The following is a 13,335-nucleotide window of genomic DNA, read 5'->3' on the forward strand; positions in this document are numbered from 1 at the left end:
ATTTTACTGGGGACCGCGTTTTTTTACCAGATGGTTCGTTCTTTACAGCAGGCGGGTGCCCGCTCGATTTGGACGGTCGAGCGTTCGAATGCACCGAACCGGTTGATTCGATTCGTCACGTCATGGAGCACGGCCTGATCGTCCGTCGTCTCATCAATCAACACATGGCACGTCACTGCGTATTCGTTCGACGTGATCGACCAGACGTGCAAGTCGTGAATCTCGTTCACACCATCGACGCGCAACAACTCGTTTTGCATCGCGACAACATCGACTTCATGCGGCGCCCCTTCCATCAAGATGTGGACAGCGTCCCGCGTGACGCGATAGCCGCTAATCAAGATGAGCACGGCGACAAACAGGCTCGCGATGGAGTCGGCGAGCGTCCAACCGAAAATGAGGATGAGTAGGGCCGCCGTGATGGCTCCGACCGAACCGAGCAGGTCCCCGAACACGTGTAACAGCGCACTCCGCACGTTCAAGTTGTCTCGCTCCCCCCGCATCAAAATCCACGCGGCAAGGACGTTCACGACCAAGCCGACGATGGCGATAACGAGCATGCCCTCACTCATAATCTCCGGTGGTGCGAAGAGACGCTTGTACGCCTCGATGATGATATAAATCGAGATGACAAGTAACGTCAAGCCGTTCACGAACGCCGCTAAAATCTCGAAACGTCGATAGCCGAACGTTCGGTCCGGCGTCGCCCGTCTCGCTCCGAAACGGACGGCGAGGAAACTGAGTCCGAGCGCCGCGGCGTCACCGAGCATATGCCCGGCGTCCGACAGCAAGGCGAGACTGTTCGTCCACAGCCCACCGACGACCTCGACGACCATGAACGTCGCAATCAACAGAAACGCAAGAAACAGCGCCCGTTGATTCGTCGTATGATGGTGATGATGATCGTGCCCGTGATTGTCATGCCCAGCCATAATATCCCCTCCTCTTCCTTGATTATATTCCACCTGCCCCATACAATCAAACGCTCATTTGAATGTATAGCCAATAAGAGAGCGGAAAGGCATCCCTTTCCGCTCTCTCGCTTATTTCTGTTCGACCCGGACGCGCATGATGCCACTATACGGGAACAGTTTCAACTGCATCGTCTCCCCTTCGTACCAGCTTCCGGAAGCTTGGTCGCTCGACGCCTTCAACTCGGGCGATGCGACCGGTTGCTTGTCCCAATCGATCGCCTTCACTTTACCGTCGCGCATCATGAGGAAGAAGCCGTCGTAGAAGTGATACTCGTTTACTTGGTCACGCTGCACGGCTTTCGGGGCACCGAGCTCCGCTCGGACCGACTCACGGTCCTTCCCGAGAAGCTCGAGCGTGGATGCGGACGCGGCAGGCATGACGCTTTGCCACGCGGAAGTGATTTCCTCATCGGTCGCCGCCGACGTCTCCGTCGTCACCCGTTCCTCGGTCACCCAGCCCGTCAACCGCTCGTTCAGTTGCAGCTTGACGAACCCGCTCACCGTCTCGAGCCGCTCATAACGGTCCCCAAGGTCGGCCTCATAGACAACGGTCACCCGGTCGTCGGCATACACTTTCGTGTATGGTGCCCCGATGTAGACGACATCCTTCGCTTCCTCGACGAGCGGCTCCTCTTCCGAGTCCGAACCGACCATCTCCGTCGCGATCTCATCGGTTTCCGGTAACGCCGTCTTCGTATCTTTTGAATCCATCAATGCCGCCAAGGCGATGACGCCGACGAGCGATGCCATCAACACAAGCGCCATCAGCGTCCGCAATAACCGCTTCCGTTTCCGGGACGCGGCCCGCGACGTCCGAACTTCTTCCTTCACCATCTGCTCCACTCCTACTCGTTTCGTTTCCTTTGTTCGGATTCGTCAAACGGTAAAAGGTTTCCTGCCTCGTCGACAAAAAATTGTTCGGTATCCCGAAGCGTTTCCATCGTCCGAAGCGTCGCCTCGACGTCCGCTGCCGGGCGCGGGTCGCGGTCCCGAATCAATACGCCAACCCCGAGCTCGATGACCCGGTTCGTCAACCGATGGAACGTCCGGTCATGTGAAATCAAGATGAGCCCGCCCGGATACAGCTCGAGTGCGGCCTCGATCTGTTCCCGCGTGGCGACATCCAAATAGTTCGTCGGTTCATCGAGGGCGAGCAGCTGCGCGTCCGAGAAGTAAAGGATGAGAAAAGCGATTCGGCATTTCTCCCCCATGCTCGCGTCGCGCATCGGCTTATACACCTCGTCGCGTCGGAACAAGAAGTGCGCGAGCAACGTCCGCGCCTCGGTCTCCGACAAATCGCTCTCCGCGAGGAGCGCCTCGAGGAGCGTCCCGTCCTGTGGGAGCCGTTCGAGCGTCTGTGAGAAGTAGCCGATCTTCAGGCGCGGATGGCGTTTGACCATTCCAGACGCCGGTTCGAGCTCGCCGAGGATGAGCTTTAACAGCGTCGTCTTGCCCGAACCGTTTGCTCCGACAATCGAGATGCGGTCGTTTCGCTCAATCGAAAACGAAACGTCCGTAAACAACGGATCCTCATAACCGAACGAGACCGATTCACACGTCACCCATGTCTTCGCTTCGAGCGGTTCGGCGTGGAATTGGACGTGCACGTGGGCCGTTTCTTTCGGTCGGTTCGGACGAGACGCCTCGAGCTGTTCGAGCTTTCGAACGCGTGCCTTCATCTTGACGGCCAAGTTTGCCGCGCCTTTTTGGGCACCGGGGCTGCGGACACTCGCCGTCGCTTTCGCTTTCAAGTGCCAGCCCTTATATTGGGCAATCATGTCGAGCAACTCCGACTTCCTTGCCACATAGCGGGCATGGGCTCGCTCGTCCCGTCGCGCTTCGTCGCGTTTTTGTGTCGTGTACGTCGTGTAATTTCCCGGGTAACGCGTGACGCGCCCCTCCTCAAGCTCGAGGATGACGTCGGCCACGTCCTCGATGAACTGTCGGTCGTGTGAGATGGTGAGTACTGTCCCTTGAAATTCGCGCACCCAGTCGGTCAACCATTCGATCGACGTGACGTCGAGATGGTTCGTCGGTTCATCGAGCAAGACGATGTCGACTTGTTGCAATGTCAGTCGTGCCAGTTGGGCTCGCGTCCGTTCGCCACCGCTCAACTCGGACAATCGTCTCTCTTCATGAGTAAGGCCGAGTTGCTTGAGCGCGTGTTTCGCTTCCCCCTCGAGACGATATGCCCCAGTCTCTAACGCCTTATCATACGCTCGCATGACACGCTCCGCCTCACCTGACATGACGTCCTCATATAAAGAGAAACGCACATGGTCGCCGCGCATGACGTACGAGAGCAGCGTCTCGTCCGATTCTTCGAGCGTCTGTTCGACGACCCCAAGCGTTCCGTGCCGCTCAATTGAACCGGCTTCTGGCGTGAGCGCCCCGACAATCAAGTTGAATAACGTCGTCTTCCCCGACCCGTTCTGTCCGAACAAGACGGCGTGCTCCCCAGTCGCGACGTCAAAAGAAACATTTTGAAATAAAGGTTGCCGGTCGTAATCGAACCGGACTTGTTTGATGGATAACATATGTCTCACCTCGCAAATTGTTCTGATACGCGATGAAACAAAAAACACCATCCGCGACAAGCGGTGGTGTGAAGATCTCCGGTCAAGCGGAAAGAAGGGTTACCCCCGTCGCCTGAAATTGGACACACTTCACCCGTGACTGTTCGTGCGAACAGTGCTGACTTGTTTCATCAGTTGAGTGTGTGTGACTTTTTCATGGCACGGTGTACCTTCCTTTCCTAAGTTATGTCCACCGTACCAAATTGGAAGCGGATTCGCAACCTCCCCCACAATCTCCCATCGTTTCTACGGCTTTGGGCTGATGCAGGTTCGGCGTCTGAGCGGTATGATGAAGCCATCTTAGAATGAATGAGGAGACTGACATGAGACTACGAACCCTACTCGTCCCGAGCGCCGTCCTCGCGAGCGTCGGCACGTTCCTTTATACACGTTTGAAACGAAGATTGCCTCGACCGGCTTATAAAGTCCCATCGGTCAAGCCGGACCTCGCCTCATTTGATGAGACGACGGTCAGCGCCACGTGGGTTGGCCATTCGACCGTCCTCATCCATTGGTATGGGTTGAAGATTTTGACCGATCCGGTGTTCTCGAAGCGAATCGGCGTCCATCTTGGCCCCGTCACGATCGGGATGAAGCGACATACCGCGCCTGCCCTCTCCATTGAAGAAGTCGGCCCTGTCGACGTGATTTTACTTAGTCACGCCCATATGGATCATTTCGACCATAAAAGTTTGAAGCGGCTCATCACGCCGGACACGGTCGTCATCTCGGCCCCGTGGACGAGCAAATTGCTCCGCAAGTACAAGAGTCTGCAGACGATCGAGATGCACCCGCACGACAAGTTGACGCTCGCAAGCGGGCTACACGTGCACGCCATTCCCGTCGCCCATTGGGGCAACCGCTTCCCGTGGGACAAACATATGGGCTATAACGGTTACGTCCTGAAATATAAAGGCGTCCGCATGCTGTTCGCCGGCGATACGGCTTACACCGAGTCGTTCAACGGACTCGCCAGCAAAGAGCCGATCGACCTCGCCTTCTTCCCGATCGGCGCCTATCAGCCGGACTCGTTCCAAGAAGCACATTGCACGCCGGAACAAGCGTGGACGATGTTCAAACAGAGCGGGGCGAAACGCTTTTTCCCGATGCATTGGGATACGTTCGTCTTATCCTACGAGCCGGTCGAAGAGCCTTACGCGCGACTCGTCGCCGCCGCGAAACTCGAACGTGACCAAATCGTGATTAAAGCGCATGGCGAAAGCATTACACTGTAGCTTTCACTTCCACTTTCGAACAAATTTCGGTAACGTTAGAGGTGATAGGGAGGGAATCAATATGGAATGGACAACGCTCAACAATGATGTCAACATGCCGATGCTCGGGCTCGGCGTGTACAAAGTCGAAGACGGCTCGGTGACGTTCGATACGGTGAAAGCGGCGCTTGACGCCGGTTACCGATTGATCGACACGGCCGCCATCTATCAGAACGAGGAAAGCGTCGGACGCGCGATTCGGGAATCGAACGTCCCGCGCGAAGAGATATTCGTGACGACGAAACTGTGGAACGAGTTCCACGGCTTCGACGAGGCGCTCCAAGCGTTCGAGGACAGCCTCGACCGGCTCGGGCTCGACTATGTCGACTTGTTCCTGATTCATTGGCCGATGCCACGCTTCGGCAAGTTCGTCGAGACGTATAAGGCGCTCGAGCAACTGTATGAGGAAGGCAAGGTCCGGGCCATCGGCGTCTCGAACTTCGAGGTCAGCCACCTCGAGCAAATCATCCAGTCGTGCTCCATCGTCCCGGCCGTGAACCAAGTCGAGATTCACCCATACTTGTCCCAAAAAGAATTGATTGCATTCTGTCAACGCTATGACATTCAAATTCAAGCGTGGAGCCCGCTCATGAAAGGCCGCGAGGCGCTCACAGACCCGGTCATTACGGACATCGCGGCGAGACACGGCAAGTCACCGGCCCAAGTCATCTTGCGCTGGCACTTGCAAAACGGCGTCGCCGTCATCCCGAAATCGGTCACACCGAGTCGAATTCGTGAGAATATAGAGGTGTTCGACTTCACGTTGACGAAAGAAGAGATGCACGCGATCGACGGACTCAACCGAAACGAGCGGACCGGGTCTGACCCGAACGAGATGCACAAAATCCACTACTGAGGAGAGATTTGACATGTTCAAAAAACTAGCTTCTGATTTGACGGGCTTCAGCGATATCGGCGAAGTCATCGACCCGAAAGATTTCGATAAGGCGGATTCGGACGATTACGTCCTCCATGAGGATAACGAGAAGATTTACTTCTTAATCAAGTCGAAATCGGACGAGTACTGCTTCACGAACTTGGCGATGATTCACCTCGACGGAACGAGCGCGATGAGTTCGAAACGCGTCTTGTATCGCTATCCATACGCCCACTTCCCATTGAATAACGTCATGTTCGAGACGGCCGGCACGGTCGACATGGACGTCGAGATCAAATTCACCATCGGCGACAAGCCGTATTCGATTGACGTGAACAAGAAACAAATCGAGCATGTGAAAGACTTGTACAAATCGCTCCTCGCCATCGCCGAGAAACAACGCGAAGGCCGGAAGATGATGGAGTACGCCAACGCCTCGCTCACGCATTCGGTGTCGATTTTGAGCGGGCTTCGTCAAGGCGATATGAACGTCGCGTCGACGTTCAAACAGTTGAACGAACAGAGCTTCGACTGGCTCCAAGGTCACTATCATGAGTGGAACCGAAAAGATTTCGGTGACGTGTTCGAGAAGTATATTAACAACTAATAGGCGGTGACGTATGGACCTCATGTGGCTGTTGATTCTGTTCGGCTTGTTCATGCTTTCGATTTTGACCGTATTCATCAGCAGTGTGCTCAATGCGCTGGTTAGACAGCTTCATCCGCTCGTCCACGTCGTCATCGTCGCAGCACTCAGTTATGTGTTCTCGAACCTTTTTTATGACCAACATACAGTTTGGCCAGTGGTCTTCGTCGTCGCCATCAGTTACGTAGCGCCACTACTCCTCGTAACGCTTTACAACAAAGGTGTGCGCGTCGAACGCGAGCGCCAGACGTGAAAACGTCCGCTAGACTCCCGACCTGGGTTCTAGCGGACGTTTTCATTTGCCTTCGTCAATCAATCGCTCGGCGAGTCTTTGATACAAGTGGCTCATGTGAACGGCCGAGGCGATGGCGAGCGCGCGCTGGATGTCACTGTCCTTTGAAAGGACGTTATCGAGCATCGTCTCGGCCTGCGTCTCGAACGCCTGCATGTTCTGCTCCTTCTGAACTTGGTAGGCGTCATAGAAGTCCTCGAGTGAAAAGCCCTCGTCCGACTCATTCAGCGGCCGGAGCGTCTCTTTGATATCGTTGATTGAAAGTAAGCCCTTCATCTCATAAATCAGGCTGAGTAGCATCAAGTGCTCGTTCGTGTACTTCTTATTTTTGACGGGATGAAACAGCTTGCCTTTGGCGTAGTTGTTAATCATCGTCTTCGTCAAAATCGTCTCGTCGTCACTGCGCTTCATCTTGCCGTAATGTTGCTCGAACAGTTGGATGACTTGGTCCATATACAAGTCGATCGTCGGGAGCACCTGCTTCGGGAGCGTCCCTTCCGTCTGGACGATATCGGTCGGCTTCATCTACATCACCTCTCCTTCAGTATACGAATAAACCCGGTTTGTCGAAACAAAAACCTTGTTGTTTTCATGTGTTCAGCTTATCATGTAGTTATGGATACTACATGATGTGATAAGGAGTGTTTTACATGAATTCGATTTTTCGGGAACCGATTAACGCACTGACCCATTTGGCCGGGGCCGTGCTCGCATTCGTCGCGTTGATTGCGATGACGGTGAAAGCATCGATGCTCGGGGAGCCGCTCGCCATCATGGCGGCGATTTTATTCGGCATCAGTCTCGTCTTTTTATACTTATCGTCCGGTCTTTACCACAGCATCATCGCCTCGCCGAACGTCATCGCCTTCTTCCGAAGAATCGATCATGCGATGATTTATGCGTTGATTGCCGGGACGTATGCCCCACTCACGTTGCTCGCACTCGAAGGCCCGACGCGTTGGGTATTGTTTGGCACCGTACACGCCCTCGCCTTGTTCGGCATCGTCTTCAAGCTCGTCTGGTTCCACGCGCCGCGCTTCCTCTCGACGGCACTTTATATCGGGATGGGCTGGCTATCGGTGTTCTTCATCGGCCCGCTCCATAGCGTCATCGGTAACGCCGGCATTTTCTGGCTCGTCCTCGGTGGCGTCATGTACACGGTCGGTGGCCTCATCTACGGATTCAAACCAAAGTTCGTCAACTGGCGCGGTTGGGGCTTCCACGAGGTGTTCCATTTGTTCATCTTGTTCGGCAGCTTCGCCCACTTCGTCTGCGTGTTCTGGTACGTCTTCTAAGCCCTCCTTGCGAGGGCTTTTTTTGCTGAGCAGTTTCATTTACTTCGAATTCAAGACATCCTACACTGACTGTAGGAGGGATTGAATATGAAAATTGAAGTTTGGTCAGATTATGTCTGCCCGTTCTGTTATATCGGCAAGCGCCGTTTAGAAGAAGCACTCGAACAGTTCCCGCACGCGGACCACGTCGAGGTGGAGTTCAAGAGCTTTGAGCTCGACCCGAACGCCCCGACGACCGATTCACGCTCGATTTATGAAGTACTCGCCAAGAAATACAGCATGCCGCTCGAGCAGGCGAAAACGACGACGGCACAAGTCGCCGCGCAGGCCCGCACGGTCGGGCTCGACTACGACTTTGACAACATGGTCGTCACGGGCACGCTCGACTCGCACCGGTTGACGCACTATGCGAAGACGGTCGGCAAAGAGAAGGCATTGTCAGAAGCACTCCTCAAGGCGTACTTCGTCGACGCGAAACATATCGGCGACCACGACGTCCTCGTCGAGATCGCCACGAGTGTCGGACTCGATGCGGATGCCGTGAGAGATGTGCTCGCCTCTGACATCTACACGGATGACGTCCGCGCTGAAGAGAAGCGCGCGAGCGACCTCGGCATCACCGGTGTCCCGTTCTTCGTCTTCGACAATAAATACGGCGTCTCTGGCGCGCAACCGACCGAGGCGTTCACGCAAGTGCTCGAGAAGACGTGGGCCGAATCGGCACCGACGCTTCAAGTGATTTCGGGCGGTGCGACGTGCACGGACGACAACTGTGATATCTGATCTAAAACAAACAAAAGCAAAGCATTCGCCTGTATTTGGACGAATGCTTTTTTAGATTCGATTTACTTGTTTAAGTCCTTGACCATCGTATCAAATGAAATTGCCTCGGAATGCTTCTGGTGCACGCTTATCGCTTCACTATAAAGTTTTAAGTCGTGCTCATCCTCCTCATTGAGTCGTACAGATATCATTCCCATACGATTAGCCTCCTTTATACACATTGTATTACGAATTGAAATGTTCATACAGTCAGTTCGAAATCTCGTCTCTTTTTTTGTAGCTTTCTAAATCGTTCTGAAGGATAATTATTATTAGCTAATAAGAATCGAGGACTTAACCATATGTGGAAAAATCGCAACGTCTGGATCATCTTGACCGGCGAGTTCGTCGCCGGTCTCGGGCTTTGGCTCGGCATCATCGGTAACTTGGAGTTCATGCAGGAGAAAGTGCCGTCTGATTTCGTCAAGGCGCTCATCTTAGCCGGTGGATTGCTCGCCGGGGTCGCCATCGGGCCGCTCGCGGGTCGACTCACCGATCAAGGCTCGAAAAAGAAAATCATGCTCATCTCAAGCGTCGTCCGGGCGCTCAGCGTCCTGTTCATGTTCGTCGCCATCGAGACGGGCAGCGTCCTCTGGATGGTCGTCTTCCTCGTCTTCCTGCAAGGGTCGGCCGCGTTCTACTTCCCGGCGCTTCAGGCGGCCATCCCGCTCATCGTCAAAGAACGAGAACTGCTAGCCTTGAACGGCATCCATATGAACGTGTCGACGCTGTCGCGCGTCATCGGGACGGCCATCGCCGGGATTTTGCTCACGCTCATCTCGCTCCGGGACGTGTATGCACTCTCGCTCGTCGCCTATTTTCTCCTCGCTGTGGCGACATGGTTCCTGAAGATTGACGAGACGGCCGTCCCGTCCGCGAAGAAAGTCGACAAGTCGTCCGGCGGCTTCAAGGACGTCTTCCCGATCATCAAGTCAATCCCGGTCATCTTCATGACGCTCGTCATGACGCTCATCCCGCTCCTCTTCATCGGCGGGTTCAACTTGCTCGTCATCAACATCAGTGAACTGCAAGATTCGACGGCGATTAAAGGCTGGATTTACACGGCGGAAGGGATCGCCTTCATGGCCGGGGCGTTCCTCATCAAACGGATCGGCGAAAAGTTCTCGGTGTTCTCGATCTTGTTCACGTTCTCGTTCTTGATTGGGGTCGCACAACTCATGCTCTACTTCGCCGACATCCCGGCCGTCTCGATCGCGGCGTTCGTCTTGTTCGGCTTCTCGGTCGGCTGTTTCTTCCCGACGGCGGTGACAATTTTCCAGACACGGATGCCGAAAGACTATCACGGCCGCTTCTTCTCGTTCCGCAACATGCTCGACCGGATCGTCTTCCAAATCGTCTTGCTCGTCACCGGTTTCTTCCTCGACTTGATTGGCCTACAGCTCATGGTCGTCTTGTTCGGGATTAGCTCGATCCTCATGACGGGGGCGTTCCTCGTCTATACACGGAAACACGAACTGCACATCGAGAAAGAGGAGGCCGAACGCCTCTCTTCGTGAGAAAAGCGGTGACCGAGTCGGTCACCGCTTGTTTGCGTCTTCCATGTCACGCCACCACGTTTTCGTGTCGTTCCGTCCGTCGAGCGTGATGCGCTCGCCGATCACCGGCGTCAAGACGTCGTCTTTCGGTAAGAGCGTGACCATCTGCTCGGCTGGGTCGAACCAATCATGGAACGATAAGGTGAACGCACCCCAGTGAATCGGGAGCACTTTATCGGCTCGCACGTCATGAAACGCCTGCGCCGTCTCATGCGGCTGCATGTGCACGTCCGGCCAGCGTTCATCGTATTGGCCACACTCGAGCGCGGCGAAATCGAACGGGCCATATGCGTCACCAATCTCTTTGAAGTGCGGGCCATAGCCGCCGTCCCCGCTGAAGAACAGACGATCCGTCTCACCGATCACGACCCATGACGCCCAAAGCGTCGCGTTGCGGTCCGTGAGCGAACGACCGGAGAAATGACGGGCCGGCGTACAGACGAACGTCCATGACCCGAACGCATACGTGTCGCCCCAGTCGCGTTCGATGATGCGTTCGGCCCCGATGCCCCACCGCTTCAAGTGACTGCCAACGCCGAGCGGGACGATGAACGTCGCGACCCGGTCTTCAATCGCTTGTATCGATGCGTAATCCAAATGGTCGTAATGGTCGTGCGTGAGTAAGACGACATCGATGTTCGGTAAGTCATCGAGTTCGAACGGCAAATCTTCACTGAATCGCTCGTTCTTCGCAAATGGGAGCGGCGACGGGCTACGGCCGAACATCGGGTCGACGAGCATCGTCTTCCCGTCCATTTGAACGAGTAGCGCCGAATGGCCGAGCCAGTAGACGCGCGTGAAGCTCGAACCGAGCTTCTCCTTGAAATCGATTGGAACAATCGGAAGCGGCTCGCTCGGTTTGCGTCGCGAGTTCACGTTCACATAATCTCGCGACATCGAAATCATGTCATCTGTCGAGAAGCGCATCGGCGTATCAAGCAAGTTGCGGAACTTGCCGTTCACCAGATGCGGTGACTCGAGTGCCTTCGGTTTTCGCCCGAGCGGTTTATACTGCGTGAGCACGGTGCCTGTCACGGCGGTCATGCCAATCAATGAAAACAATAGCGTCTTTTTCACGTTCATCCTCTTCCCCATATGATGATGTTTGTCTCATTATACGACGAAAAAAGGGAATGCGCATGATTCTTCATTCACGAAACGTGCCGAACTTTCGCTAATGCCGTTTTTGGTTTAGATAGATTCTCTTCTCGCGCTTCAAGTCTGAACCAACCTGTCAATCGTTCGTCTTAAAAAAAAGTCCCGATGCTTACGCATCAGGACTTCTGCAAAATCTTAATATCGTTGATAATGTCTTCATACGGCACGTCTTGGAATCCAGGATACGCCTTTACGATCTTCCCGTCCTGGTCGACGAGATAGAACCACGTCGCATGATCGACTTGCGTCCCTGCTTCCGGTTTCCGGACGAGCGCCTTGAAGTTCTCTTGCGCGAACGTCTCAATCTCTTCTTGCGAATAGCCCGTCAAGAACTGCCAGTCGGCGTTTGCCAGGTCATAGTCCGCCATGAACGCTTTGATTTTTTCCGGCGTGTCGACGGTCGGGTCGACGCTGAACGAGACGAATTGGACGTCCTCGACCCCTTCCTCGACGAGTGCGTCATTCAACTTCGACATATTGAACGTCATCGGCGGACAGACCGTCTCACAGCTCGTGAACACGAAGTCGGCCATCCACACTTTGCCATTTAAGTCGGCAAGACTCACTTGTTCTTCCTCTTGGTTCATATAATCGAACGATTCGATGTCCCAGTTGAGCGGGTCTTCGATTTCGTTACTACAGGCGGCGAGCACGACGAACAGGCTCATGAATGCCACGAGAATTCCTTTTTTCAATCTAGCCAACTCCTTAACGTTTTTTTACGAAAAGCAACAGGAGCGTGATGATCGTGAACGCTGTCAACGCGAGGAACGGGATCGTCACGAAGCCGAACCAGTTGATGTATTGCACGTTACACGGCACCCCTTGGACACACGGTTTGATATCGGCAAAACCCGGTACTTTTTGGACCAGATAATGATAAAACGAGACCGAGCCGCCGACAATCGCCAATGGCAACACATATTTTTTGACGGCGCGGTCGTCCGTGAAGACGGCCATGCCGAGCAGGAACGTGAGCGGATACATAAAGATGCGTTGCACCCAACAAAGTTCACATGGGACGAACTCCCGAATCTCGCTGAAATACAGGCTCCCAAGCGTCGCTGTCAGCGAGACGAGCCAAGCTGCGTAAAGCCCATACCGATTAAAGAACGATCTCATCATAAGTCATTCTCAATCAATCGCGTGATCGCCTCATAATCGAACGGGTTATCGAGGACGACCCCGTTAATCATAATCGTCGGCGTGAGGCGCACGTCGTTCTCTTTGACGAGCCCGTCATCGTGGCTCACTTTTTCGAGCACGCTCGAGTTCTCACTCAAGTCCGTCTTGAGCTGCTCGATGTCGACCGACGTCGTCGCTTCGGCAATCTCGGTCAAACGCTCGACCGTCACCCACGCCTCATCGTGGTGCTGACTCGCGGGTTGGGCGTCATATACCGCCTTATGGAAGTCCCAGAACGCATCCGGGTCCTGAACGTATACCGATTCCGAGGCGAGTGCTGCTAAAATCGACTCTTGCCCGTGGAAGAGGACGTTTATGTAGCTGAAGCTCACCTTGCCCGTGTCGATGTAGTCTTCTTTTAACTTTGGATAGACCATCTCGCCCCACTGCTTACACGACGGACACTTATAATCCCCGAACTCGACGACCGATACCGGCGCATCCGCTACCCCAATCGTTGGCTGTCCGGTCGTCGCCACGTGCTCTCCCTTCACGGCCGTCTCGGCTTGGTCAGCCGGCCGGTTCAACAGCACGACGACGATCGCAATTAATGCGACGGCGACGAGCGTCAAGAGGACCAATACTTTATTTTGTTTCACTGTCTTCACCTCTATGTCTTTATGTCGTCTCCATTATATCGAAAGCGCTATCCTAATCCACAAAAATCGACTCACACTTTT

General features: G+C 54.5%; 15 protein-coding genes. 7 read left to right on the plus strand and 8 right to left on the minus strand.

All coding sequences use genetic code 11. The features are described 5' to 3' along the window. Positions 1 to 23: 23 nt before the first annotated feature. From DI14_RS01515 to abc-f, 3 genes are all read right to left on the minus strand, one after another. Positions 24 to 932, minus strand: a complete 909-nt coding sequence (locus DI14_RS01515) for a cation diffusion facilitator family transporter (protein ID WP_034804327.1) — start codon at positions 930 to 932, stop codon at positions 24 to 26. A gap of 111 nt (positions 933 to 1,043) precedes the next feature. Next, on the minus strand, positions 1,044 to 1,808 hold the full coding sequence (locus DI14_RS01520) for a hypothetical protein (protein ID WP_235193365.1): 765 nt from the start codon (positions 1,806 to 1,808) through the stop codon (positions 1,044 to 1,046). 11 nt (positions 1,809 to 1,819) lie between these two features. Continuing rightward, on the minus strand, positions 1,820 to 3,511 hold the full coding sequence (gene abc-f, locus DI14_RS01525; protein ID WP_034804330.1) for a ribosomal protection-like ABC-F family protein: 1,692 nt from the start codon (positions 3,509 to 3,511) through the stop codon (positions 1,820 to 1,822). Positions 3,512 to 3,873: 362 nt separating this feature from the next. Between abc-f and DI14_RS01530 the strand changes: the two genes are divergently transcribed. From DI14_RS01530 to DI14_RS01545, 4 genes are all read left to right on the plus strand, one after another. Then, positions 3,874 to 4,785, plus strand: a complete 912-nt coding sequence (locus DI14_RS01530; protein ID WP_034804333.1) for an MBL fold metallo-hydrolase — start codon at positions 3,874 to 3,876, stop codon at positions 4,783 to 4,785. Positions 4,786 to 4,846: 61 nt separating this feature from the next. Continuing rightward, positions 4,847 to 5,680, plus strand: a complete 834-nt coding sequence (locus DI14_RS01535; RefSeq protein WP_034804336.1) for an aldo/keto reductase — start codon at positions 4,847 to 4,849, stop codon at positions 5,678 to 5,680. 13 nt (positions 5,681 to 5,693) lie between these two features. Then, positions 5,694 to 6,308, plus strand: coding sequence for a PH domain-containing protein (locus DI14_RS01540; RefSeq protein WP_034804338.1), 615 nt, complete (start codon positions 5,694 to 5,696; stop codon positions 6,306 to 6,308). Between the two features lie 13 nt (positions 6,309 to 6,321). Beyond that, on the plus strand, positions 6,322 to 6,600 hold the full coding sequence (locus DI14_RS01545; RefSeq protein ID WP_034804339.1) for a hypothetical protein: 279 nt from the start codon (positions 6,322 to 6,324) through the stop codon (positions 6,598 to 6,600). A 42-nt stretch (positions 6,601 to 6,642) separates the two neighbouring features. Here DI14_RS01545 and DI14_RS01550 read toward each other — a convergent pair whose 3' ends face one another. After that, complete coding sequence (locus DI14_RS01550; protein ID WP_034804341.1) at positions 6,643 to 7,164, minus strand: DUF1836 domain-containing protein; 522 nt, start codon at positions 7,162 to 7,164, stop codon at positions 6,643 to 6,645. Between the two features lie 125 nt (positions 7,165 to 7,289). On the opposite strand from DI14_RS01550, the gene DI14_RS01555 reads away from it, so the two are divergent. The 3 genes from DI14_RS01555 to DI14_RS01565 all read left to right on the plus strand — a co-directional run bounded on the left by DI14_RS01555 (position 7,290) and on the right by DI14_RS01565 (position 10,273). After that, positions 7,290 to 7,934 (plus strand): hemolysin III family protein, encoded by a 645-nt coding sequence (locus tag DI14_RS01555; RefSeq protein WP_034804348.1) that lies wholly within the window; start codon positions 7,290 to 7,292, stop codon positions 7,932 to 7,934. A gap of 87 nt (positions 7,935 to 8,021) precedes the next feature. Continuing rightward, complete coding sequence (locus tag DI14_RS01560) at positions 8,022 to 8,717, plus strand: DsbA family oxidoreductase (protein WP_034804350.1); 696 nt, start codon at positions 8,022 to 8,024, stop codon at positions 8,715 to 8,717. A gap of 341 nt (positions 8,718 to 9,058) precedes the next feature. Then, positions 9,059 to 10,273, plus strand: coding sequence for an MFS transporter (locus DI14_RS01565; RefSeq protein WP_034804351.1), 1,215 nt, complete (start codon positions 9,059 to 9,061; stop codon positions 10,271 to 10,273). Between the two features lie 21 nt (positions 10,274 to 10,294). Here DI14_RS01565 and DI14_RS01570 read toward each other — a convergent pair whose 3' ends face one another. The 4 genes from DI14_RS01570 to DI14_RS01585 form a co-directional block, all read right to left on the minus strand. After that, positions 10,295 to 11,395, minus strand: coding sequence for an MBL fold metallo-hydrolase (locus DI14_RS01570; RefSeq protein ID WP_034804353.1), 1,101 nt, complete (start codon positions 11,393 to 11,395; stop codon positions 10,295 to 10,297). Positions 11,396 to 11,586: 191 nt separating this feature from the next. Further along, positions 11,587 to 12,138 carry an SCO family protein gene (locus tag DI14_RS01575; protein WP_152545851.1) on the minus strand — a complete coding sequence of 184 codons (552 nt, stop codon included), beginning with the start codon at positions 12,136 to 12,138 and terminating at the stop codon, positions 11,587 to 11,589. Positions 12,139 to 12,178: 40 nt separating this feature from the next. Then, positions 12,179 to 12,595, minus strand: coding sequence for a disulfide oxidoreductase (locus DI14_RS01580; protein WP_034804358.1), 417 nt, complete (start codon positions 12,593 to 12,595; stop codon positions 12,179 to 12,181). Beyond that, the gene (locus tag DI14_RS01585) at positions 12,592 to 13,254 is read right to left on the minus strand and encodes a DsbA family protein (protein WP_034804360.1); all 663 of its coding nucleotides are present in this window, start codon (positions 13,252 to 13,254) and stop codon (positions 12,592 to 12,594) included. The genes DI14_RS01580 and DI14_RS01585 overlap by 4 nt, the downstream gene beginning before the upstream one ends. Between the last annotated feature and the right edge of the window lie 81 nt (positions 13,255 to 13,335).

The sequence above is a fragment of the Exiguobacterium sp. AB2 genome, from assembly GCF_000696055.1.
Lineage (GTDB): Bacteria > Bacillota > Bacilli > Exiguobacteriales > Exiguobacteriaceae > Exiguobacterium > Exiguobacterium alkaliphilum.